Source organism: Desulfosporosinus shakirovi (genome assembly GCF_020595055.1).
Classification (GTDB): domain Bacteria; phylum Bacillota; class Desulfitobacteriia; order Desulfitobacteriales; family Desulfitobacteriaceae; genus Desulfosporosinus; species Desulfosporosinus shakirovi.
The window spans coordinates 1-23821 of sequence record NZ_JAJDOO010000025.1 but is presented as its reverse complement, the minus strand read 5'-3'; the positions used below and the strand labels follow the sequence as shown (position 1 = coordinate 23821).

24 protein-coding genes and 3 pseudogenes are annotated in these 23821 nt (G+C 40.8%); 23 read left to right on the top strand and 4 right to left on the bottom strand.

Annotation, left to right across the window (positions count from 1 at the left end):
• The first annotated feature begins 704 nt into the window (after window positions 1-704).
• The 12 genes and pseudogenes from proC (at window position 705) to LJE72_RS18215 (ending at window position 11862) form a co-directional block, all read left to right on the top strand.
• On the top strand, window positions 705-1514 hold the full coding sequence (proC, locus tag LJE72_RS18270) for a pyrroline-5-carboxylate reductase (RefSeq protein WP_229249432.1): 810 nt from the start codon (window positions 705-707) through the stop codon (window positions 1512-1514).
• Window positions 1511-2629, top strand: coding sequence for a glutamate 5-kinase (proB, locus tag LJE72_RS18265; RefSeq protein WP_229249424.1), 1119 nt, complete (start codon window positions 1511-1513; stop codon window positions 2627-2629). Before proC ends, proB begins: the two co-directional genes overlap by 4 nt.
• Before the next feature lie 53 nt (window positions 2630-2682).
• Complete coding sequence (locus tag LJE72_RS18260) at window positions 2683-3933, top strand: glutamate-5-semialdehyde dehydrogenase (protein WP_229249422.1); 1251 nt, start codon at window positions 2683-2685, stop codon at window positions 3931-3933.
• 693 nt (window positions 3934-4626) lie between these two features.
• Window positions 4627-4962 carry an RIO1 family regulatory kinase/ATPase domain-containing protein gene (locus LJE72_RS18255; RefSeq protein ID WP_229249421.1) on the top strand — a complete coding sequence of 112 codons (336 nt, stop codon included), beginning with the start codon at window positions 4627-4629 and terminating at the stop codon, window positions 4960-4962.
• Window positions 4963-5275: 313 nt separating this feature from the next.
• On the top strand, window positions 5276-6523 hold the full coding sequence (locus LJE72_RS18250; protein ID WP_229249419.1) for an MFS transporter: 1248 nt from the start codon (window positions 5276-5278) through the stop codon (window positions 6521-6523).
• 516 nt (window positions 6524-7039) lie between these two features.
• Window positions 7040-8190: pseudogene (locus LJE72_RS18245) on the top strand (MGDG synthase family glycosyltransferase).
• Window positions 8191-8229: 39 nt separating this feature from the next.
• Complete coding sequence (locus LJE72_RS18240) at window positions 8230-8898, top strand: phosphatase PAP2 family protein (protein WP_229249418.1); 669 nt, start codon at window positions 8230-8232, stop codon at window positions 8896-8898.
• Window positions 8844-8969: pseudogene (locus LJE72_RS18235) on the top strand (DNA-binding response regulator); the annotation flags it as partial. The gene LJE72_RS18240 and the pseudogene LJE72_RS18235, both read left to right, overlap by 55 nt.
• Before the next feature lie 113 nt (window positions 8970-9082).
• Window positions 9083-9724 carry a YjgB family protein gene (locus LJE72_RS18230; RefSeq protein WP_229249417.1) on the top strand — a complete coding sequence of 214 codons (642 nt, stop codon included), beginning with the start codon at window positions 9083-9085 and terminating at the stop codon, window positions 9722-9724.
• A 21-nt stretch (window positions 9725-9745) separates the two neighbouring features.
• Window positions 9746-10609 (top strand): DUF3221 domain-containing protein, encoded by an 864-nt coding sequence (locus LJE72_RS18225; protein ID WP_229249416.1) that lies wholly within the window; start codon window positions 9746-9748, stop codon window positions 10607-10609.
• 418 nt (window positions 10610-11027) lie between these two features.
• A complete protein-coding gene (locus LJE72_RS18220; RefSeq protein WP_229249415.1) occupies window positions 11028-11507 on the top strand; it encodes a DUF6530 family protein in 480 nt (159 codons plus the stop codon).
• A gap of 4 nt (window positions 11508-11511) precedes the next feature.
• Window positions 11512-11862, top strand: coding sequence for a GIY-YIG nuclease family protein (locus tag LJE72_RS18215; RefSeq protein ID WP_229249414.1), 351 nt, complete (start codon window positions 11512-11514; stop codon window positions 11860-11862).
• Between the two features lie 138 nt (window positions 11863-12000).
• Here LJE72_RS18215 and LJE72_RS18210 read toward each other — a convergent pair whose 3' ends face one another.
• The gene (locus LJE72_RS18210; protein ID WP_229249483.1) at window positions 12001-12678 is read right to left on the bottom strand and encodes a C40 family peptidase; all 678 of its coding nucleotides are present in this window, start codon (window positions 12676-12678) and stop codon (window positions 12001-12003) included.
• Between the two features lie 233 nt (window positions 12679-12911).
• Between LJE72_RS18210 and LJE72_RS18205 the strand changes: the two genes are divergently transcribed.
• The 4 genes from LJE72_RS18205 to LJE72_RS18190 all read left to right on the top strand — a co-directional run bounded on the left by LJE72_RS18205 (window position 12912) and on the right by LJE72_RS18190 (window position 17046).
• Window positions 12912-13784 carry a glutamate mutase L gene (locus LJE72_RS18205; protein WP_229249413.1) on the top strand — a complete coding sequence of 291 codons (873 nt, stop codon included), beginning with the start codon at window positions 12912-12914 and terminating at the stop codon, window positions 13782-13784.
• 51 nt (window positions 13785-13835) lie between these two features.
• Window positions 13836-14435, top strand: a complete 600-nt coding sequence (locus LJE72_RS18200) for a hypothetical protein (protein WP_229249411.1) — start codon at window positions 13836-13838, stop codon at window positions 14433-14435.
• Between the two features lie 124 nt (window positions 14436-14559).
• Window positions 14560-15741 (top strand): pyridoxal phosphate-dependent aminotransferase, encoded by a 1182-nt coding sequence (locus tag LJE72_RS18195; RefSeq protein ID WP_229249409.1) that lies wholly within the window; start codon window positions 14560-14562, stop codon window positions 15739-15741.
• 138 nt (window positions 15742-15879) lie between these two features.
• A complete protein-coding gene (locus LJE72_RS18190) occupies window positions 15880-17046 on the top strand; it encodes an amidohydrolase family protein (RefSeq protein ID WP_229249408.1) in 1167 nt (388 codons plus the stop codon).
• An 11-nt stretch (window positions 17047-17057) separates the two neighbouring features.
• Here the strand turns inward: LJE72_RS18190 and LJE72_RS18185 are convergent, their stop codons facing one another.
• Window positions 17058-17858: a DUF3786 domain-containing protein gene (locus tag LJE72_RS18185; RefSeq protein WP_229249398.1), complete on the bottom strand. Its 801-nt coding sequence runs from the start codon at window positions 17856-17858 to the stop codon at window positions 17058-17060.
• A gap of 297 nt (window positions 17859-18155) precedes the next feature.
• On the opposite strand from LJE72_RS18185, the gene LJE72_RS18180 reads away from it, so the two are divergent.
• The 6 genes from LJE72_RS18180 (at window position 18156) to LJE72_RS26800 (ending at window position 20565) form a co-directional block, all read left to right on the top strand.
• Complete coding sequence (locus tag LJE72_RS18180; protein ID WP_200797963.1) at window positions 18156-18329, top strand: hypothetical protein; 174 nt, start codon at window positions 18156-18158, stop codon at window positions 18327-18329.
• An 18-nt stretch (window positions 18330-18347) separates the two neighbouring features.
• Window positions 18348-18521: a YccF domain-containing protein gene (locus LJE72_RS18175; protein ID WP_229249397.1), complete on the top strand. Its 174-nt coding sequence runs from the start codon at window positions 18348-18350 to the stop codon at window positions 18519-18521.
• A 57-nt stretch (window positions 18522-18578) separates the two neighbouring features.
• On the top strand, window positions 18579-19103 hold the full coding sequence (locus LJE72_RS18170; protein ID WP_396391421.1) for a TIGR00725 family protein: 525 nt from the start codon (window positions 18579-18581) through the stop codon (window positions 19101-19103).
• A gap of 125 nt (window positions 19104-19228) precedes the next feature.
• Complete coding sequence (locus LJE72_RS18165) at window positions 19229-19801, top strand: nitroreductase family protein (RefSeq protein WP_229249393.1); 573 nt, start codon at window positions 19229-19231, stop codon at window positions 19799-19801.
• 293 nt (window positions 19802-20094) lie between these two features.
• Window positions 20095-20298, top strand: coding sequence for an arsenate reductase family protein (locus LJE72_RS26805; protein ID WP_396391419.1), 204 nt, complete (start codon window positions 20095-20097; stop codon window positions 20296-20298).
• Between the two features lie 165 nt (window positions 20299-20463).
• A complete protein-coding gene (locus LJE72_RS26800) occupies window positions 20464-20565 on the top strand; it encodes a MoaD/ThiS family protein (protein WP_396391418.1) in 102 nt (33 codons plus the stop codon).
• Between the two features lie 108 nt (window positions 20566-20673).
• Here the strand turns inward: LJE72_RS26800 and LJE72_RS18160 are convergent, their stop codons facing one another.
• A complete protein-coding gene (locus tag LJE72_RS18160; RefSeq protein WP_229249391.1) occupies window positions 20674-21588 on the bottom strand; it encodes an RluA family pseudouridine synthase in 915 nt (304 codons plus the stop codon).
• Between the two features lie 304 nt (window positions 21589-21892).
• A complete protein-coding gene (locus LJE72_RS18155; RefSeq protein WP_312038945.1) occupies window positions 21893-22204 on the bottom strand; it encodes a DUF2680 domain-containing protein in 312 nt (103 codons plus the stop codon).
• Between the two features lie 68 nt (window positions 22205-22272).
• On the opposite strand from LJE72_RS18155, the pseudogene LJE72_RS18150 reads away from it, so the two are divergent.
• Window positions 22273-23505, top strand: a pseudogene (locus LJE72_RS18150) (gamma-glutamyltransferase family protein).
• Window positions 23506-23821 lie beyond the last annotated feature (316 nt).

The following is a 23821-nucleotide window of genomic DNA, read 5'->3' as shown; positions in this document are numbered from 1 at the left end:
TGACACTTGAAATATTTGGATCAATGAGATAGAGTATAGTTAACTAGATATTGAATAAAGCATGGGATCGACCCAGTATGGTAAACGGTGGTGTTCAGAGAGAAAAGCAATTGCTGAGAGTTTTTCCGCCTTCGATATCAGAACCCCAGTCGTGATGCTCTGATGAAGAATCGGACGGTTTTTCCACCGTTATGCGGAATTTTGTTGGATCAATCTGGCACTATAGAGTTGGCATTGGCAATAAAGGTGGTACCGCGGAAGGCTTCTTTCGTCCTTGATGAGGATGAAAGGGGCCTTTTTTTAGGTCTTTAGGGTCTGTGAAAGTCAGGGGAAATTGCTCGTTCACTGGCTCGTTAGATGCTGAAGGAATTTCGCCAACCTCTGGGTGGCGCAGGATGTGAACCTGGGCGAAATTGGCCCTTCACATCGGCACTCGCTTTAGCGTGAACTCTCACGAATGGGTTCACTATGCAATTGTCCCCTTTCTTTCTGGTCGACGGGGGTGGGAACGGGGGACGTTGGGGACGGTTCTTAGATTTATTCTTGGGGTCGTGAAAGTAAGGAGGCAATGGGGGTTTTAGAAGTTCTGGAAGTAGGGGCAATGCCCGTTCACATATGTTGGGTTTACTGGATCGCTGGATTGGCATGCTATTAAAGGTAGGCCAAGGTTATTAAGATTAAAGGGTTATGAAAGGGTGTAAAGAATGACTCAGTCTATTGGTTTTATTGGTGGGGGAAATATTGCGGAGGCTATGATCAGTGGTCTTAAGCAGTCAAATAGTTCATTTGAGATTCGAGTGACGAATCTTTCCAATCGCGGACGGCTCCAAGGCTTGGTTGATAGATATAATGTTATTGCAGCCCCATTGATTGAGCTCGTGGAAGATTCTCGCGTTTTGATCATTGCTGTGAAACCGAAGGATGTTCAAGCTGTCCTTAAAGATTTAAAGGATTTTCCATTGAAGGATAAACTGGTTATTAGTGTGGCAGCGGGTGTCCCATTGAAGGTCTTTTATAAATACTTGCCGGGAGTTGCTGTGATACGGGCAATGCCAAATACTTCAATGGCAGTGCTTCATTCCATGACTGGATTGGTACGCGGAGATAATGTTACAGAAAAACAGGCCGAGATAGGGGAGAAGATCTTTTCGGCTACTGGGCGGATCATGTGGGTTCCGGAAAAAAATATCAATGCCTTAACAGCAATTAGTGGAAGCGGGCCAGCATATTTTTATCTATTCGCCGAGAGCTTAATAAAAGCAGGCGTAGAATTAGGGCTTAGCGAAGAAGAGGCTGAGATATTGGTTCTTGAAACTTTGATTGGTTCGGGGAAGATGATCGCAGAAAGCGATAAATCGCCGGGAAAACTGCGGGAAGAAGTGACTTCGCCTAATGGCACGACATATGCGGCTTTAAATGTATTTACGGATGAGAAATTGGCTGAAACCGTGCTGAATGCGGCAAAGGCTTGTGCACGGCGCGCGGAAGATTTGGAAGGAGAGTATTCAGAGTGACATTAAGTGAGGTGCGCAGGGTTGTCTTGAAAATTGGGAGCAGCAGTTTGAACCATCCTCATGGTGGTTTAGATGAACAAGCCATAACTGAGATCGTCTCAGTTGTCGCCGCCCTAAAGGAAAATGGGGTGGAGTGCATTATTGTTTCTTCGGGTGCGGTGGCAGCTGGAATGGGTCAACTGAAGCTCCAAGCTCGGCCCCGGGATTTAGCAGGTAAACAAGCCGTCGCTGCTGTGGGTCAAGGGGTGCTCATAGAGATGTATACTCGAAATCTCGAACGGCATGGTATTGTAGGGGCCCAAGTTTTATTATCTCGTATAGATTTGGCACAATCATCACACTATAGGAACGCTCAAAATACTCTGGAGAAATTACTGCGTTTACAAGTCGTGCCTATTATTAATGAAAACGACACAGTTGCAGTGGATGAGCTCTGTTTTGGAGATAATGATACTCTGTCAGCCTTAGTGGCAGGGCTTGTCGGTGCAGACTTGTTAGTTATTTTAACAGATGTAGATGGCTTGTATACCGCCAATCCCAAAAAGGATGAGTCGGCACAGCTTATTAAAGAAGTAACAGAGGTCTCTGCAGTTGAAAGCATGGCCAGCGGGGCTGGAAGCCTATTAGGGACTGGAGGGATGGTTACTAAACTTAGGGCAGCTAAAATAGCTACTCGTTTTGGAATTGGGATGCTGCTTTTGAATTTTACGCGACTCCGAGAACTCACCTTCTTGACCAGGGGTCAAGGACCAGAGGGAACATATTTTCGGCCCTTAAAGCATCGTCTTGCAGGTCGGAAACGCTGGATTGCTTATGCAGGGTTAACTGAAGGCAGTATCCAAGTCGATGATGGCGCAGCCAAGGCCCTTGTGAAAGAAGGCAAAAGTCTGCTGGCGAAAGGAATTATAGTTGCTGAGGGGACTTGGGAACGTAAAGAAATCGTTCGGATAGTCAATACGCAGGGAGAGGAGATTGCCAGAGGAGTGGTAGAGTTGAGTAATGATGAAGTTCAGACGGTAAAAGGATTGCATTCTGAGAAAATTCATCAACTTATTGTAGACTTTGACGGTGAAGAAGTAGTTCACCGTGACAACATGACACTTATGGTGGATTAAATACTCAAATGATTTATTAGAAGGTTAAGTTTAATGGTAGGAGGTCACTGCTTATGTTTCACCCAGAATTAATTGAAATTGGGCAAAGAGCTAAACAAGCGGCTCGTCAGTTGGCTTTTGCCAGTACAGAGTCCAAAAATGATGCGTTAATCTTAATGTCCGAGGCGCTCCTGAAAAATGAGGGAGAAATTCTTAAGGCAAATAGCCTCGATGTTCAAGCGGCTGAAGAGAAAGGTCTTAAGAAGAGTCTTGTCAATCGTTTAAGGTTGACTTCGGCGAGCATTGCACAGATAAGTCAATCCCTTAAAGAGGTTGTTGCATTACGAGACCCTGTGGGAGAAGGGGAAGTTTGGACGCGTCCGAATGGCTTGCGTATTCAACAGACTCGGGTTCCTTTAGGGGTTGTGGCAATGATCTATGAAGCACGACCCAACGTGACGGTCGATGCGGCTGCCTTGTGTCTGAAATCTGGAAATGTGGTCATTCTCAGGGGAGGGTCGGAGGCTTTAGAAAGCAATAAGGTTTTGGCAAGAGTAATTGCGGAAGCTGCTGAAGAGAGCAGTTTGCCCTCAGGATGTATCCAATTGATTACAGAGACTAATCGAGAATGGGTTCAGCAACTGATGCGTTTAAATGATTATGTTGATGTCATTATTCCCAGAGGGGGTGCTGGGCTGATTCAAACAGTAGTACAAAATGCCACCGTACCGGTGATTGAAACCGGAACGGGTATGTGTCATGCTTTTGTTGATCGAGACGCAGATTATGAAAAGGCCATTCCCATTGTTTTAAATGCTAAGACCCAAAATCCAGGAGTCTGCAATGCCTTGGAAACTATGCTCGTAGATGATGCAGTTGCAGAAAACTTTCTCCCACTAATTGGAGAGGAGCTTAGGAAAAATCAAGTCGAAATTAAAGGTTGTTCTAGAACGTGTGAAATCTTGCCTTATGCCGTTCCTGCTATAGAGGAAGACTGGGTGGCAGAACATCTGGACCTGATTTTAAGCGTTAAAGTTGTGTCTGGGCTTGATGGTGCACTCGATCACATTTACAAATACAGTACCAAACATTCTGAAACGATTATCACTGAGAATTATACAAGGGCTCAGCGGTTTTTAAGAGAAATTGATGCGGCAGCTGTTTATGTCAATGCTTCAACTCGTTTCACAGACGGTGGACGATTCGGCTTTGGAGCTGAGATTGGAATAAGTACTCAAAAGTTACATGCCCGTGGACCAATGGGTCTGAGAGAATTGACGACGATCAAATATATTGTTTATGGGGATGGTCAAATAGTAAAATAACTGGTTTGAATAGAAGGCCGCCATTTATGTGGCGGCCTTCTATTCAAACGGATTTTCAGTAGTCTTACACAGTGTAAGGGAAATTTGTTGCAAGAGTGGATTTGAAATTTCTGAAGTGAAACAATTAGTACGGAATAACAAGGTTTTACTCAGGGGAGAGTTCCAGTCGATCGTATAGACTTTTGCTTTTGAGTAGGTTATTCTAATTAAGATAATGAAACAGAGCATCAAATAGTGTTAAATTGTATTTGTCTATTTAGGTAGGGTGTGGCTGAGAAGGGTTTACAAAAAAACACATAATTAAAGGCCGCCACTTACTGGCGGCCTTTAATGTAGACTGCCACAATTCTATAAAAGATATTTTTAAGATTCAGTGATACTTAAGTTCATATCAGGGGAATTATGAAGACCTGGTGTAACATTAAATAAAGGGTGTGTGCCTAATAGAATGAGATATTGTTGTAGAGAGAGAATTAAGTGAATTAAAAGTCACATCTAATGGAGAAAATGAGCTTGTTACAGTAAAGGGAGATTCTAACAAATTCGAGTGTAGGTGTAGGAACAGATGCCGCGGTATTTCGTTTTTTGTATTTGCCACACTACGCTTTCAAAGTGTTTAGTAATGACAAATTAGGTAAGTTAGAACAAGAGAATGAGGTTTATTTAAAACTAGGTCACTCGGAGTATTTTCCTGTGTATTATGGCAGAGGATTTGATTTTCTTGTAATTCGTTTTGAAGAGGGAATAACTCTGTACGATTGTCTATTGAAAGGCATTCATATCCCAAAGCAGGTCATTGAAGACGTAGATAATGCGATAAACTATGTACTCGGCAAAGGATTAAATCCTAGAGATATTCATTTAAAGAACATACTCCTCCAAGAAGGCAAAGCTAAACTTCTGGATGTCTCTGAATATATGAAACCGGGAAACGATAAAAGGTGGGAATACTTGAAAGAGGATATAAGGAATATTACCACTTGTTTAATGGAAGAGCCTTTCCGCATCGATAATAGAGACTGTACGTAAATGGTATAACCAGGCGAAGCCTGAGAGTCAAAATGTTCAAGACTTTATTAAAGATCTCGTTGTACTTTTTCGAATGGGTAGTAAGTGAATAAATCCACAACCTTCTGAGCATTATAGAAAAAAGTCCAAGAGGAAGTAAGTTTGAATTTTAACACGGGTTCAGTGTAATGAAATTCTTGTCCATCATTTATAAAAAACAATTGATAAGAAATAATAACATATATTAAGTTGCAATCAGGCAGAAGAGCCTATAAAGTTGAAGTGATAGAATTAGAGACGTTGTTCCGTCATTATGAATTTCACGAAGTGAAGGATGGAGAGAAACATTTTAGATTTGAATATAGATTGGAAAAAGAATATTATCCTGTTTTTAACTAGCCAGACCATATCACTTTTTGGATCATCACTGGTTCAGTATGCAATTATGTGGCACATCACATTAACAACACAGTCAGGTATCATGATGACGATCGCCATTATTTGCGGTTTTCTCCCGACCTTGCTTCTTTCTCCGTTTGCAGGAGTATGGGCTGACCGTTATAATCGAAAGACATTAATTATTCTTTCCGATTCTATGATTGCATTATCAACATTAGTTTTAGCCATATTGTTTTTGACGGGATCAGGTTCGCTATGGTTGCTCTTTGTGACATCTGCCATACGAGCACTAGGGTCAGCAATCCAAATGCCTGCGATAGGAGCCTTCCTTCCGCAAATTGTACCGGAGGATAAACTAACTAAGGTTAACGCAACAAACGGAAGTATACAGGCTATAGTTATGCTGGTGTCTCCTATGGTGAGCGGTGCACTGCTCACCATGGTTACCATCGAAATGATTTTCTTTATAGATGTTTTCACAGCGGCCATTGCGGTTTTGGTTCTAATTTTGTTTTTGCATGTTCCTGTTCATGAGAAAGCCCAAGCAAAGCAAACAACGAGCTATTTCAGTGATATGCATGAAGGGTTTAACTACATTGAAAATCATGCGTATATCAAGAGGTTCTTTCTGTTTTGCACATTCTTCTTTTTTTTAATTGCACCTGTTTCCTTTTTAACGCCGCTGCAAGTTGCACGAAGTTTTGGTGACGATGTTTGGCGTTTAACGGCCATCGAAATAACCTTTTCTGTGGGCATGATCTTGGGTGGCCTGATTATGGCTTCTTGGGGTGGTTTTAAAAATAGGATTCACTCGATGACATTGGCAAGCCTTCTTATTGGAATCTGTACCTTTGCCCTTGGAGTGGTTCCTGTTTTTTGGATTTATCTAACTATCATGGGGTTAGCCGGAATTGCGTTGCCGCTCTTTAATACACCCTCTACGGTATTATTACAGGAGAAAGTAGAGGCCAATTTTCTAGGAAGAGTATTTGGTGTCTTAGGGATGATAGCAAGCACGATGTTGCCATTAGGAATGCTTTTGTTTGGACCACTTGCTGACATCATTAAAATAGAGTGGCTCCTGATAGGAACTGGTTTGCTTCTGTTTATTCAAGGATTTTTCTTGCTGGGTAACAAAGTATTAATTGAGGCTGGAAAGCCAATCTCAAAGCCTGAACTGTAACTATGCATATTTTGGATTATCCTATTGAATTCTTGATGAGCTAGAGATCATGAGATTTAGGGTTTTACGAGGGAAATACAACCAATTAATATACTGAATTCGTTAAATTATTAAAGAGGACTTGTGATCACTCGAAAAGTGGTACAGGTCCTTTGGCTATTAAACATTCATGAGTGAGTTTACTATTGCCAATTTTTTCAAAATCCAGTCAATCGTCCAAAGACTTTTTAACCTAATTTTAAGAATTTCCTAAGAATTAGCCTAACATTATTTTAAGAACTAAAACTTATAATGCAGTTATGACCTAAACGATGTTTTTTTTATCAAATCGTTAGACTCTCGCTTTTACAAGTGTGAGTAGGAGCACGTGCGCTGATTCGGCGGAGGTAGAATCCCACCGAAGTCTCGATGTATATCTTGAGTAAACGAGTTCACTAAGGTGCGTCGCTATATAGCCTGGGCGGTTCATATTACTAATAGCGTTTTAAAGAAGGTTATTGAGAAAGGGGTTTAGAGTTGAAGCAGTTAAGGATTCTCGTATTTTCTGCAGCATTTGGAAACGGACATATGCGGGCGGCTGAAGCAGTTATTGAGGGACTGCATTTATCAAGGAACCTTCGGCAATTGTGACTCATTTAGATTTTGGTGATTTTTTAAGTAAGCGATTTAATAGCGTGGTAAAAAAACTCTACTTTGAGTTGATCAAACATTCACCAAAGCTTTGGGGGAAATTTTATTATCGAACATCGAAGCTAAGTCCTAATTCAAGGATTCAGTGTTTTTTGAACCAATTAGGTCGATCTGATTTCCTCAAATATATTCAGGAATTTAACCGGATTTTATTGTGTGCACTTATCCTACAGTTTCTTCGATTCTAGCTCAGCTGAGGCTAGAACATATTCTCCAGGCTCCGGTGATTACAGTAATTACGTATTACACTGTTCACAGTCATTGGGTGCATCCGGGTGTGGATTGCTATATAGCGGCTTGTGAAGAAGTTAAGGAAATGTTAGTGACAGAGGGAATCCTCTCGCAAAGGATTACACGTGACAGGAATCCCAATTAGTCCGAAATTTGAGAAGAAGATAGATCGAGAGTTAATAAGCTTCAAACTGGGTATCAAACAAGATCTGCCTACCTTTCTGGTAATGGGAGCGCACGGAAGTTTGGAAAGTACAAAAAGAATTTGCAAAAAGCTTGCAGATTCAGAGGTCTCGGTACAGTCAATTATTGTTTGTGGAAATAATAAAAAATTGTATAACTCTTTGCATGAAGTGGCTGCAAAGGCTCGTAATCCCATGGTACGGTTAGGATACGCAGATAACATGGAAGAACTAATGTCAGTAACCGATCTGATCATAACCAAGGCAGGAGGTTTAACGGTTACTGAGGCGCTCACGAAGCACTTACCGATTGTGATTTATCAGCCCATACCAGGTCAAGAAGAAGAAAATGCAAATTTCGTGAAACGCATTGGTGCGGGACAGATTGCAGGTACAGAAGAGGAATTGGAAGGATTACTTAGTCGCTTCTTGAGTTATCCACAGGAGATTGAGGAAATGCGGGAGAAAGCGTCATACGCTTTACTCGGTCACTCCGCAGAACAGACTGTGAATAATATGCTTGAATTAATGAGGAATCCAAGAAATAAGAAAAAAACCGGTTGATTTTGAATAGAGTTATCAGTCGAAAGGAAGATTAAAGAGATGCAAAAGATCATTAAAAATCTCATGCCTCTATGTTTAATGTTGTCAATTCCGATTTCGAATATTATTTATGTTATGCTCAATAATGCTAACCGGGGTACCCATAGCTTAGTTACCGACTTAGACCAAGGTGTTCCATTTCTAAAAATTTTTATTTTGCCCTATTTATCATGGTATTTCTTCATATTTGGAACGTTAACTTTCTTTTGCTTTAAAGATAAAAAAATCTATTACCGGACGTTGTTGTCTATTAATCTTGGATTGTTGATATCTTACGGGATTTATTTCTTTTTTCAAACAAATGTTCCAAGGCTCGATATTGTGGGTAATGACTTTTTGACTATGCTGATTGCGTTTGTTTATAATAATGACCAGCCCTTTAACGCCTTTCCAAGTATTCATGTTCTTTTGAGCTTTTTAATGATTAAAGCGATTAACAAGTATCCTGCTAAAAATTATTTAAATGTAACTGTAGTATATATCACCGCTATCTTAATTATTTTGGCGACCCAATTTATTAAGCAACATGTTATCTTAGATCTTTTATCTTCAATAATATTAGGCGGCTTGATTTTTGACCTGGTTTTTCACGTAAACATAGAGGGATTACGTGCATGGCTAAAGGAACCATACTTGTGGTCGATGATGAAAAAGAGATCAGAGATTTAATTGATATTTATCTTAAACATAAAGGTTATCACGTCTTAAAAGCTTCGGATAGCAGGATGGCGTTGGGTGTATTGTTATCCTTTGGCTTCTCATGCGTCAGAATTACCCAATGAATCACGTCTGTTCATAAAAGGGAGGTGATATACCTTCACTCTAATTTTTAGAAGGAGAATGAATTAGCAACATGAACAAACCGGCTAAATTGAAGACTTTGAAATGGATAGTGGTGGCACTCTCTTTGTCCCTTCTTATAGGATGCTCCCCAGCAAATTCGCAGAGTGAAAAACCGCCGATTCAACCAGATTCTGCTGCTCAAACCCCTCCATTCTCAACTGCACCTCAAACCTCAGATGCCATGAGAGAGTTATTATTGAATATGAAGCAATTAGCGGAGCAAGGGAAAGTCATTAACAGTACTTTTCCAGTGAAGGCAACCGTAATAGAAGATGTAAAGAGTCAATGGGGGGAACCTGATAAAACCGATTGGGTCGCTGCTGCCAAAGGTACTTATGCTACCTATTCAAAACATGCAGTGGTTTTTGGTTTTAACAAAGGTTCCCGGATTTTTGAGGTTCGCTCCTTCGATAAACAGCTGCAGCAGCTTTCTCTTGAGAAAACTAAAGAAGTATATGGAACTCCAGCTTATGACGTGAAAGTTAATGGAGAAGAAATCATCGGCTATACAGCTGGGCCGGAATTTAAGATAGAGTTTGTATTCCCACTGACGACTGCTAGCAATTCTGATCCTGTGATGGATCATTATCTTGTGCTTCATCCTGCAGGTACCGTTAACAGTATGGCTGATGATCCGGGGCGACAGTGGTAACTAATTGCAGAGGGAGAAATTATGAAACTAATTAAATTAATTGCTATTTCCTTAGTTGGGATATTTATGCTTTCTGGATGCGGTTCAGCTAACTCCCAAAATCCTGGGGATTTACAAGGTGTGAATAAAACAGATATTGTTGGTACCGTCATCAAGTTGACTAAGAACCAATCAGGGGAGATTCTTGGAACTATTGTAGTCGAAGGGAAAAAAGGCTCTAAGCCTTATGACCAGGCTTCAATCAAAGTAACCCGAAAGACTAAGATCAATGAAAAATCTGCGGACAATATTGTGAATTCCAATTTTGATGTTTTGCAGGAAAACCTAAAAGTGGAAGTGAGGTTCATAGGGCCAGTTGCTGAGTCATATCCGGTTCAGGCAACAGCTGATGAGATTACAATCCTGAAAGATGAACAGGCTGATACTGATATGCGCCCGAGCATTGGACAGATCCGACTTGGTGACAGTCAAAGTCAGGTTAATGAGATATTAGGAAGTGTCTTTAAGGAGGAGTACCACGAAGAGCCAGGTCATTTTCCAGAGTCTTGGAATAAGAGAACCTATGATAAAGGAGTTACCGTTATTGTAGGAAAGGACTCCGGACAGGTTCTTGAAATTGAGACCACCTCGGCACAATTTCCGACAAATAGGGGAAGTAAAATAGGAGATATGGCCAAAGACGTGTTTGATAACTATGGTTCGAATTATAAAAAGTTAGAAAGTAGGCACGGGGAAGGTAGACTTGAAGGTTTTTACGATCTGGGAGATGGGCAGTTAATTATTTTTGACTTAGACAAAGATGATAATGCGCTGTTAAACCAGGATGTGAAAGCAGATTCCAAAGTAGAAATGATTCGATTAACAAAGAGCAACTTTTTAGATTAGTATAGTGATTGAATAACCGGAAACCAAGCCCATAATACTTAGAAAGCAAGCATTATGGGCTTGGTTATTACGGAGAATATGAAAAAGGGGTTCTCGGAATACACTTCTGGGAATCCCTTTTTCTGCCTTGAAACAAGCCTTTATTCGAGCAGGGTTACCTGGGGGCATAGCCAACTACTGTCCAAATGCCTCTTTGATCTTGGCGAATTAAACGTTTTGGTAACCGCCTTGACCGGACCCTCTAATATTTGAATCGTCGCGTCTGTACCAGTATTGGATGTAACTTTTAGGGACCGTCACTATCCGTGGCGGTCTTTTACGTTGTTTGACTTTACGTGTCAGAAAGTCTATACTAAGTACAGTGAATTAGTAATTTACTAAATTACTAAGGTTGATCAAAATTTTGGAGGTTGAGATAATGAAAATACCGACCACTTTAAAGCATAAACCAGTTATTATTTCGGAGAATTATGAAAATGTTGATGGCAGATATGCCTATAATTCAGATGCAAAAGGTCTTTCATTAGGTTTAGCCCAGTGGAATGATCGAGGTAAGGTAGATGTATCCGCTAAAGTATGGAGATATACGGGAGAAAAATGGTCAAGACAGTCTGAGGAACTACCCCTTCATCGTGTCCTTGATCTTGCAATTTTAATATGCAGAGCAAAACTGCATTTCAGAGAGGCTTATCGATATGAAAAATTATACGATACTGACAATCCTGTCATAGACAGGGTGGGCTTACAAGGGGATGCTATGACAGTAGCAGTATGTACGGATAATGAAAAAATTAATGAAGACATAAAGTTATTTAGCCAGGCGCTCAGTATTGATGACGAGTTGATGGGGGAACGGTTGAGTACTCTAAGCAGGATTCTTAAGGAGATGGGATATTAAACTAATGGACAGAAAGAAAGAGTTGAAACAACAATATCTACAAATGAAACCGGATATGGGAGTTTTGATTATCCGGTCTAAGCACAATAATAAATGTCTAATTGAAGGAACACAAAATTTGAGAGCGACCCTAAACAGCATCAAGTTCAAATTGGAATTGGGTGCTTATCCTAACCGAGAGTTACAGAAGGAATGGAAAGAATATGGGGAAGAGAGTTTCACAATCGAGGTGTTAGAGAATCTTGAATACGACAAGGATGAGACAAAAACCGATTATAAAGATGATTTAGCATTGTTACAAATGGATTGGGAAGAAAAAATGGCGAAACAAGAAGTTAAGTTTTATATGAAATGAAATCGGAAACGGCCACGCGTATGCGTGGCCGTTGATGTTATTTGGTGAAAATTTTAACTTTCATCGAAACAAGATTGCCTTATTAAGCTGGATTAGCAAATTAATTCTTTACACAGCTTTTAAATATTTGAGGAATGTTTAATAGATACGTTTCGCTCCCACATAGGCATTTGCCCAATAGGGAGTAAAGCTATAAATAGCAATTCCCTTACTGCTGGTTGCACTGATAAATTGATTATCTCCAATATAGATGCCTACATGACTTACTTGCTTTCCTGAGACAAGGTTAAAGAAAACCAAGTCACCTGGAATAAGATTGTTAAAGGCTACTGGGGTTCCTACTCCATATTGATCAATGCTGACACGCGGCAAAGAAATATTTTGGCTGGCAAAAACATAACGGGTAAAGCCAGAGCAGTCGAAGCCTGAAGGAGTGGTGCCTCCCCATTTGTAGGGAACGCCTAAGAAACTTTTGGCTGTACTTATTATTTGGTCAGTTTTTTCCTGAGGCGAAGTATTTGCTTTTAAAATACTTGCATTTGAAATGTCTGAATTAGAAATAGTTACTTTTTTCAAGGCTTCTTGTGTTTGTGGACCGACAATTCCATCCACTAATAAATTATTGTCACGTTGAAATGCCTGAACAGCGGCTCTGGTTTTACTTCCGAAAATTCCGTCCACCGGACCAACATCGTAATTTAAGGTTTGGAGCTCTGATTGCAACATAATGATTTCTGAACCTGTTGAGCCTGCCTTTAATGTTGCAGCTTGGGTTACGGAAGCTGAGGCGATAATAGCTATTATAACTAATGTCATTAATAAAATACTTTTTTTCACTAGTACTACCCCTTTCCTGTTGCTTACTATCTTTAAGGCCTCGTACAGTGAAGTATACATGCTGACTACCTAAAAATATAGTACAAGTTGTTGGTTGAACTTCCATAAATGACCTTATCTATATTTCCAGGTTTAATAACCGTTTCGGGTACTTTTTCTTTTTTAGGGTACGATAATGATAACAATAAGTTGCCAAAGTGAGGAGAGAGAGTATGCAAAAGGTATTAGTCGCCGAAATTGGTAATGATACAATAGTTGTGAAAGCATTTGCCAATTTAGACACGGAAAATCCACTTTTACTAGGGCAAGGGATCTCTCTGACGACTGAATACGATGGGGATTATCGAACTGGGTTACAATTTGCTGTTACTGACTTAGAGAAAGATATCGGACCTGTTGGTTGTTTAGGGGATATACCTTTTTATGCTGTAAGTTCAGTGCCGACAATTCACACTATGAAAGCGAATGGACCAATTGTTCTCACGGGCGGGATTTTGCCGGCTACTGAAGCTATTATGAAAGCTGCTAAACTGATCTATGAGGAAGTAGGAGAAGTCCTGGTACTTGATGTTGGCGCGATAGCGACAAATTTGTATTTGCTAACTTCTGGACTAGGGCCTCAACGAAGGGTTGAAGAGGATTTGGGTGTTCTTATTGATCCTTTACCCTTGGTAAAGCTGATAGGTGAAAATAGAATCGTAGAGCATCATGGAGAAGAATGGGAAAAACTTATTTCATCCAGACCAGAAACACCTGAACAGATAGTCTTTAGCTCTGAGATAACTGCTGCAGCAATAACAATTGCGCTAAAACGACATTGTGGTGTCTGGGGCAATTGTGAGGAGAGAGATTTAAGTAATGTCCGGTGGATTGTTGGAACAGGTGTGGCACTAACTCAGTTACCTAATGGCCTTGAAATTTTGCGGGAGAGTATTATGGGTAGGGCGGGTACACTGTTTGCAGAAGAAAAAAACGCAATTTTATTAGATAAAGATAGTATTATGTCATCCTTAGGAATTTTAACAGCCACCTATCGAAAAGCGGCTTGGCAATTAATGCGTGAATCATTTGGAGTAGAAAATTAGATCAGGATAAGGGCCTCCCCAGAGATTCCATTCGGAAGGAGTCTTGCTCTAATGAATAATCAAAGCAGTAAGCTGTCACTTGGAGTGGCATTGTTTTTTGAGATAATTCTTATATATACGGCTATTGTAGATATTGCGTTTAGACAATGGAAGAACTTGAGTTTGGCGATGCTCGCTGTCGTTTGTCTTATTGGTCCTTTTATAGTTACCCGCATTGCTAATCAAAGAAATATACTTCTACCTTCTGGCTTTCAAACAATAGCACTAGTATTTATCTTTTTTACACAATTCTTGGGGGAAATCAAGAATTTCTATGTAATATTTTGGTGGTGGGATTTATTTCTCCATGCAATATTTGGGAGCTATGCTGTTGTCATAGCACTTTATTTAATAAAAGGAATTTTCCAAAAGAGACAAGAAATTACGGAGCAACGATTCAGGCTATTTGCAGTAATACTTGCTTTTAGCGTTGCAATTGCCCTAGGCACCCTATGGGAAATGTTTGAGTTTATAGGGGATTACTTATTTAAGACGAACATGGTAAAGGGTGGACTTGAAGACACTTCAACGGATCTTCTTGTAAAAATTACAGCGGCTTTTTGTACAGCGATTTTATATTATTATCACGGCTTGAAACATAAAAAGCACTAATAATATAGTGCTGGCAGGATTATCAGATTTTTTATCGAAATCTTGAAGGGAACTAATTTCACAATTTAAATATACGACTTCTCCCAATTTCTAATATTAGTTGAAGAAGAAAGGTTTGAGCGGTATGATTTCAGAAAAAATGCATGAGCAGGTAAAAAACAGTTCTGTAATTCGGGCCATGTTTGAGGAGGGTAAAAGGTTAGCAGGAATCTACGGTGCGGAAAATGTTTTCGATTTTAGCCTCGGAAACCCCAATGTTGAACCGCCTGAAGAAGTGAAGAAGGCAATTTTAGAGATTGTAAATGATAACGATATAGGTATTCATGGGTATATGAATAATTCAGGGTATGAAGAAGTTAGGGCAGCGATTGCTAAATCTATCAATGATAAATTTGGTACCACAATTACCCACAACAGTATTCTTATGACCGTCGGCGCAGCAGGCGGGTTAAATGTTATTTTAAAAACCTTACTTAATCCAAAGGATGAGGTAATTACTTTTGCACCTTTTTTCGGAGAGTACAGAAACTACGTCAAAAACTTCGAGGGTGAATTAATTGCAGTGTCTCCTAATACCATCGATTTTCAACCAAATCTTAAAGAATTCAAGGATAAAATCACCCCTAGAACCAAAGCGGTTATCATCAATTCTCCTAATAATCCAACAGGGGTTATCTATTCGGAAGAAACTATAATCAAGCTTTCTGAAATACTGAGAGAGAAGCAAAAGGAATTTGGCACAGATATATATCTGATTGCTGATGAACCGTATAGAGAGCTTGCTTATGATCAGGCTGAGGTGCCTTACCTATCAAAATATTATGCAAATACCATCGTCGGGTACTCGTACAGCAAATCCCTTTCACTTCCTGGCGAAAGAATAGGTTATCTTATGATTTCAGATCAAGCTGCCGATTTTGAAAATATTATTTCTGCAGCCAATATTGCAAATCGCATTTTAGGTTTTGTTAATGCACCGGCGTTATTCCAGCGTGTCATTGTAAAATGCTTGGATGCAAAGGTGGATCTTGAGGCTTATAATAGGAATCGGGAACTTCTTTATAAAGAGCTCTTATCCTATGGCTACCAATGTATTAAACCCGAGGGTGCTTTTTACATGTTTGTCAAATCCCCCATTGAAAACGATGCCGAATTCTGCAGTTTGGCTAATAAGAAAAATATTCTCATAGTTCCTGGGTCTGCATTTGGATGCCCCGGTTATGTCCGAATTGCCTATTGTGTTGCTTATGAAACAATCGTGAAAGCACTGCCCGGATTTAAGGCGTTGATTGAAGAACTAAAATAAGACTATGGGTCCGGGTGTGAATAAGAGCAAGAAGCTAAAACCCTTTAACTGGGTGCTTCTTGCTCTTTTAGGTAATTATCTGGTAGGAAAGATAGATTGGGAATAACTTCTACTTAGGATAGAGAGGAGATAAATAGGGTGTACATTTCGTGCAGTTCAGAACGAAAAATCTTGGAAATTCCCGATGAAGGGGAAACGATCATCGCAGGGTATTGGAGCCATGAACTGGGTATGTGTTCTAAACCTGTGCTTTTAAAATGGAAGGATGGCAAGGTCAACTCATTGAAGGCTTTAAGTCATTTAGAAAGTCACACTGAACCGTCGTTGCTATGGAGCTCCTATTTCCTTTTGCCTGGATGGTTAGATGCCCATGTTCATTTAGCTTTAGACAGCCTGGATTTTTATCAGTGCTTAGAAAATTGGGCTCAGCCTCTTTTGATCGAGGACAACATTAAAGTGTTTTTACAGCGATATCTGGAGATGGGAATTGTTGCTATTCGCGACGGCGGAGACTTACCGGGATTTTCCTGGAAAGCAAAAAACAAGGTTAATGAAGGATTGTGGTCTGGGCCTAAGGTCATATCAGTTCACGAGGCTGTGGGTCGAGGGGGAATGTATGGCCGTTTTCTTGGTCGGGGCTTTCAAGACCTTAAGGAATGGCAGGAAAAGGAGAGCGACTTCTTCGATCAAGGCATAGACCAACTTAAAGTTATAGTTACAGGATTGATTCGATTTGATGATTTTTCGAGAGTGGGTCCTAATCAGTGGACGGTAGAGGAATTAAGGGAAATCGTCGAAGCGGCTCATGAACGTCAAATACTTGTCATGGCTCATGCCAGTGGGGAAGAGGGGATCTCATTAGCTGTTGAAGCCGGAGTTGATTCAATTGAACACGGATATTATATGACGACCAAAGATCTTGAGCGGATGAGAGAAAAGAGCATTGCTTGGGTTCCAACGGTGTCACCGATAGGGAACATACTGAAATATCCAACCGGTCGTTACTCCCCACATGAAGTTGATACTTTGAAACGTATTCTGGAGGCTCACTTGGCGAAAATTTACGAAGCTTATTGTTTAAACGTCCGACTGGGTGTTGGCACGGATGCCGGCGCTTATCAAGTGCCTCACGCTGAGAGCTTGTATGATGAGATAGACTGGATGGTTCAGTCTGGAATCCCAAGGCTGGAGGTCTATGGTATGGCAACGCATGAAAATGCTCGGATCTTTGGTAGACCTGAATTGGGAAGGTTAGACGTCGGAACTTCGATGAATCAATTACAGCTTGTGAAGAACATTCAATAGGAGTTTTATGTCTATATGTGTCTCGAAGAGATCTTTTGAAACATTACCAGAAGTCCAACGCAGAGCCTATAGATTGAATCAATGTGAAGATTGTCTCCTGCTGTACTATCGAAAAAGACATTGAGCTTAGATTCTAGATCCTCTTCTGGTTTCTTGTAACAAATAAGTAAAGGAATCTTAGGCAAAGGGTATAATACAAGCGAAATATCGGAGGTGAAACTAGTTTCTACTGGCTTTCCGTTAAAAATATAAATCAAATCTTCAATAAGATCGGGATAGCTATCTATTAGTTGCTTTAAAGGTTTTTCGAACCTTTGTTCGAAAAATGAATTCCATACCGTGTCGCTGCTAAGCTCCCTAAAAGGAACCCATTTTTCAGAAGGATCAATTCCCGCGCTTCTGATAATGTAGTTGAGTAATGGCACAATTACCCAGACATTAATATGACAGTCAGATATAACATTACCCTTAGAATCAACTGTGAAGTCTTTGCCAAGACACTTGACTGTTAACTTATCGCCCGAAAGCTTAGCTCCCAATCGTTTCACTGAAGCAGAAAAATCTACTTTGATAATTTCTTCTTTCAGCGGGACGAGTACCTGCTTCAACTGCTCTTCAGGAGTCATTTGTCTGATAATCTTACCATCGAGTTCTTTGATTGCATTGTGCTCCAGATGAGGGCATTCTTTGAGACGTTTGTCACCCTTGATTACAGCAGCGGCAAACGCCAAGCATGTCGCTACCCCACAAAGTTTGCAATTTAATTTTGGAAGTAACTTGTATATATTTAGCGGATTATCTAGCTTTGACATAGGCTTTAAACTCCTTTCAGTAAATAGCAACTTAATAATTGGCGGAAAAAGGGATGTTCGGAAACTTTTAAATATTTAGATTCTATAAATAATCCCGATTTCCTCCATTGTTGCTCATTTCTGTAACAACAATCTCATATGCCTCAATATGGATTACCCTTCAACGGGGAAGGGTTGAAATTCGTTGTTAATCTTTTCATGAATGGCAGCCTTTTAAGTATTTTCATATGGTCTTCCTTCTTTGGAGAGTGTGATATAGAATGTATTATAGAACTTTTAGAAGGAGAGTTATGAATTATGGAGAATTTCTTCGGGGGACTAGGGTTTCAAGAGATACTAATTGGAGGTTTAGTGATCGCTACTGTCGGCTTCATTCTTAAGAAGTTATTTAAGTTGGCCATTAGCATAGTATTTATTATTGCCCTTGTTTATTATGGATTACCTGTACTGCAGACAGTGATGACTAAATAAAATAAAAGGAGGGTGTAAATGAATATAATTGGCAATATTATTTGGCTATTAATTGGAGGTATTATTGCTTCAGTTTTATGGTCTTTAGCAGGGGCCTTATTGTGCATAACAATCATTGGTATACCCTTTGGCCTCCAGCATTTCAAATTTGCTAAACTTGGGCTCATACCTTTCGGGGCGAAAATACGCTAGCATAATGTTGCTTTTCAGTGACATATTATACAAAGGCTATATCATTTTTCGGAAAGGATGAGTAGTTTGATACGCATTGGGGTTATCGGGCAATCAGGGGATATATCTGCTGAACTGCAACAATTGGCCCAAGAAATGGGGCGGGAAATTGCTCTTAGAGGTGCAATTCTCTTAACGGGTGGTACAAACGGTGTGATGGAGTGTGCTTCTAAAGGAGCCAAAGAGGCTAATGGTCTAGTAGTAGGGATTTTACCAGGAGACACGATGGATAGGGCTAATAATTATATTGACATTCCTATTAATACAGGATTAAGTTTTGATTATCGGAGCTTAATTCTTGTTCATTCTTCGGATGCCTTAATAATGGTGGGTGGAGGTAATGGCACACTGGGGGAATTATCGGCGGCATACCTGAATCTTAAACCTGTCGTAATTCTGGAACCTTCAGGCGGATGGGCTAAAAAAGTGAGGACCATAGCGTATGAAGAAGAGTATTTAGATGAAAGAAGAAGCATTAAACTGGATTATGCACAGACGGTTAAAGAGGCCTTGGATTTGGCCTTAAGCCGAATAAAAAAGTAAGATCTCACTGGCATGAGACATTTCAGGTAATGGTTGCCACGGAAATAATATTATTGAGAACAAAGAGACGGTCCGACTGAAATTTTCTACGCTGATAGATATAACTTTTTGGAGGGATATTTAATATGATTCGTGAACTTATTGAAAAAAACCGAACTTATCGTCGATTTTATCAGGACGCAGAGGTAACCCGTGAGACTTTAAAAGACCTCGTTGACCTTGCAAGGCTTTCTTCAACGGGGGGGAATCTTCAGGCGCTAAAGTACATAATATCTCAGACGTCTGAAATAAATAATCGAATTTTTAAAACCTTAAAATGGGCTGGCTACTTTAAGGACTGGGATGGGCCTCAAGAAGGGGAGCAGCCTAGTGCATACGTGGTCGTGCTTCATGATCAAAGGATTAGTAAAGGTTTCTTTTGGGACCACGGAATTGCTGTTCAGAGCATATTGTTAGGTGCTGTCGAAAAAGGTTTAGGAGGATGCCAATTTAATTCGATTGACCGTGTTGCACTAGCTCAAGAATTAGATCTGCCTAACCATTTCGCTATTTTAACAGTGATTGCCCTGGGTAAACCAAAAGAAGTGGTGGTCATAGACAAACTAGGCGAATCAGGAGACATAAAGTATTGGAGAGACCAGCAAGGGATACATCATGTGCCCAAACGTGCTCTTGAGGACATAATAATAAACTTATAATCTTAAACAAGATTTGATGTACCCTTTAGCCTCTTGCCAAACTGGGTTGTTAAAAAATATTTTGATGGTACATCCTACTTCTAAATATAAGATCCAAGTTCTTGGAGAGACGGTATATAACCCTAGCCATAGGAGGAAAAAGAAAATGCTGACATTTTATTGCTTTCCCCAGTGAACGACTTGCCGTAAAGCAGAAGCGGGTCTTCTGCAGCAGAATGTTAAGTTTGAATACCGCAATATTGTGAAAAACCCTCTCTCTGTCGAAGAACTGACTGACCTTGCTAAACTTGGGGGTGTTCTCGTTCAAAGTTTGCTGCAAAACCTACAAGGAACTTGGGAAAGAACTTGAGGACTCTAACGAATTGGCTGTAGCCAATTTTCTGACTGTAAATCCAAAGGCTATTATCCGCCCCTTAGTTGTACGGAATAACGAACTGATTATAGGTTTTAAGGCAGAGGGAAGTCTAGTTAAACCCCACAATTCCCCTCCGTTTTAAGGAATTGTGGGGTTTTTTACTGCGAAATGAAGCCGGATGTTTTTATTTAGTTGGGCAATGGTATGAGGTGAAAAATGAGTAAAGAAGAGACAGAGAGTCAACTAATCAGTAAGAGACAAAGCATACTTGAGGCAGCTAGTAAATTGATTGCTGAGTCAGGCAATTATGTTTGTCAATAAACAACACATCAATGGTAAAAAGCGTTTTTCTGTGTTGCTCAAGGATGGCGATGAGTTGGCATTACTCAGTCCTTCCAGTGGAGGGTAAATGATCTGCAAATTATCAGGAGTTACAACAAAACCCCCATTAATGACGTGGTAATGGGGGTTTTGTTTATGAAAAATGAGATTATCCCTATTTTTAAAGTGATTAACTTTAACTATCTGGTTCGTGGTTACAACTGAAGTGATTTTCTAGTACTCGTAAAAAATCTGCTGGAAATGGAGCTTCAACTGCAATTTCATGCTCCTCAACCGGGTGCGGGAAGTGTAAAAATGAGGCGTGTAAAGCTTGACCCGTTATGAATGGCGAGCCTTTTCCATACATCCTGTCTCCAATAATTGGATGCCCAACGTGAGTTAAATGAACACGGATTTGATGAGTCCTGCCGGTGGCTAGAGTTAGTTCTAACAGTGAAGCTTCAGAAAAGCTCCGAATCGTTTTGTAATGGGTAACAGCTTGGTCCCCTTTGGGATTTACCGCGCGCCGGTTCGGCTTGGTAGGGTGTGAGCCGATTGGGGCATTGATGGTTCCGGCTGGAGGATCCATAAGACCATGAACCACGGCTTGGTAAGTGCGCTTTAGAACTCCTTCTTTCAGCAAGCCATCTAATAAGGCTTGGGTATGGCTGTCTTTGGCAAATACAACACACCCTGAAGTTTCTCTGTCCAGGCGGTGTATTGGACGAACTGTGCAGATTGCTCCCTGCTGTTGATAGTAATGGGCAAGGTAATTGCTTAACGTACCCCGGGAAGTTTGGCCCGCAGGATGTACCAATAGACCAGAGGGCTTATTCAATACTATTAGATAACTATCCTCGTACAAGACTTCAACTGGACCTGACTCCGGTTCAACTCCGTAGGACGAGTCTTCAAGGGACAGTACACGTAAAATATCTCCCGTTTTAACCTTCTTCTGTAAGAAAACGGGCTTTTTGTTAAGCAAAATTCCTTTTAGTCGGGTTAGCTTCTGAATCTTTCTTCCTGAATACTTCTGAACCTGTTTTAGGTAGACCTCAATCGTAAGACCTTGATGCTCCTCATCAATAGGGTATGCATTATATGACTTCATAACGCCAGTTCCAATCTTTGCACTCTTGTCACAACATTTCCTGTGTATTTTAATGATATTAAGCTAATACTAAAAGGGGAAAATTCTCCCTCTACACTACCATATTTTCACCTCATTATCATATAAAAAACCATTTTAAACTAAGTTTTTTAAATATGAATGCATAGATACTTCATTTCACTTATGATAGTGGATAGAAGCAAATCAATGATTTTCTTTGGTTGGTTAATGAAGTATGATCTAAATTAAATACAGCTAGGAAACATGATAGTTTCCTAGCTGTATTTTGCATTTTAAAGCTTGCTTAGAAGTTCACGCAGGCTCCACTGCCCATTCCGCCCCCAAAGCCCCCTCCAGTGCGTTGACCTGCATTATTCCCTTTTCGCCCCATACCCTGACCCATTCCTTGGCCCTGCCCCAGACCAAATCCGGCTCCGGTACTTTTCGCAATTGCTGCACTGCCTGTTCCGTCGCAGGTGGCTTGATTTGTCTTCAGTGAGTTATAAATAGCGTCCGCTTGTTCCTGAGTAAGGTTGCCGGCTGCTACTCTTTGGTCAGGGATTGCTTTCTTTTGCTCAAGAGTTTGTGCCTTGAACTCTTCTAACTTCTGCTTCATCTGCGATAGTAGCGTATGTCTTTCCCGTCGACTTTAACACACTTCATAATCCTTATGCGTCTCGCCGAATGACTGCTTACGCCAAAAATGGTATGGTAGCCTCTGCCCAGCCTCTTGCAGCTGAAGCTGGGTTATCTGTCTTGAGAAAAGGCGGAAATGCGATAGATGCAGCGATTGCCACTGCCGTATGCCTGACGGTTGTGGAGCCGACCTCGAACGGAAATTGGAGGAGATGCCTTTGCCTTAGTATGGACGAAGGGTCAACTTTATGGGCTTAATTCAGTGGGCCTGCACCTCAACAGCTCACCTTGCAGACTTTAAAAAATGCCGGGTGTCAAGAAATGCTTGCTTATGGATGGTTCCCTGTCACCGTTCCGGGAGCGCCAGCAGCTTGGGCCGAATTATCAGCCCGTTTTGGTAAGCTTCCCCTAACCGTGGTGATGGCACCTGCCATAAAGTATGCGGAAGAAGGTTACCCCATTTCTCCGACGGTAGGAAGGAATTGGGAGATCTCCTTTGACCGATATGTTCATAAGCTTAAAGGCGAGCAGTTTGAGAACTGGTTTCGAACGTTTGCTCCTCAAGGGCGTGCTCCAAAAATTGGGGAACTCTGGAGGTCTGCGGATCAGGCCCGAACGTTACAATCGATTGCTGAAACAAAGGCTCAATCGTTTTACAATGGAGACATAGCTGATAAGATCGTTCAATTTTCTCAACGTCACAACGGTTTTCTAAGGAAAGCTGATTTAGCTACTTTCAAGCCTGAATGGGTAAACCCGATCTCCGTAAATTATCGTGGCTATGACGTATGGGAGATTCCTCCTAACGGACATGGATTAGTCGCGTTGATGGCTTTAAATATTTTAAAAGGGTTTGATTTTGAGATGAAAGAGTGTGCGAATTCCTATCATCTTCAAATCGAGGCCCTAAAGTTGGCATTTGCTGACGGGAAGAAATACATAGCCGATCCATCTCAGATGTCATTAAATATTGAAGGTCTTCTTTCGGAAGGATATGCTGCGGATCGCCGAAAGCTAATTGGAGAAAGAGCTCTTCAGCCCGAACCTGGCAACCCGCCGAAAGGGGGGACGGTTTATTTGGCAACAGCAGATGGGGAGGGAAACATGGTTTCGTTTATTCAAAGCAACTATGATGGATTCGGTTCAGGATTGGTCGTCCCAGAGACGGGGATTAGCCTTCACAATCGCGGGAATAATTTTTCCCTGGATCCTAACCACGCTAATTGTCTTCAACCGGGTAAAAGGTCTTACCATACTATCCATTCCCGGATTCTTAACTAAAGATAGCCTTCCAGTTGGCCCCTTCGGAGTTATGGGAGCATTTATGCAACCTCAAGGACATGTTCAGGTTGTAATGAACACTCTTTCTCAGAGCATATTGCTCAGGAACTTGTCTGCAGGGGACATGACATAAAATGGTCGATGGATACATCCAGTTTTGGACGCGGTTAAATCATCTGGAGAACCGCAGATGGGATGTTAGCAGGAGGCACTGAGCCAAGAGCGGATGGGCATATTGCCATGTGGTAATTAGCGGAGGTTTTTAGTAACTCCTAGATAGAAGCATCTAGAAGTTTTTTGCTCCTGTTTTTTTGTT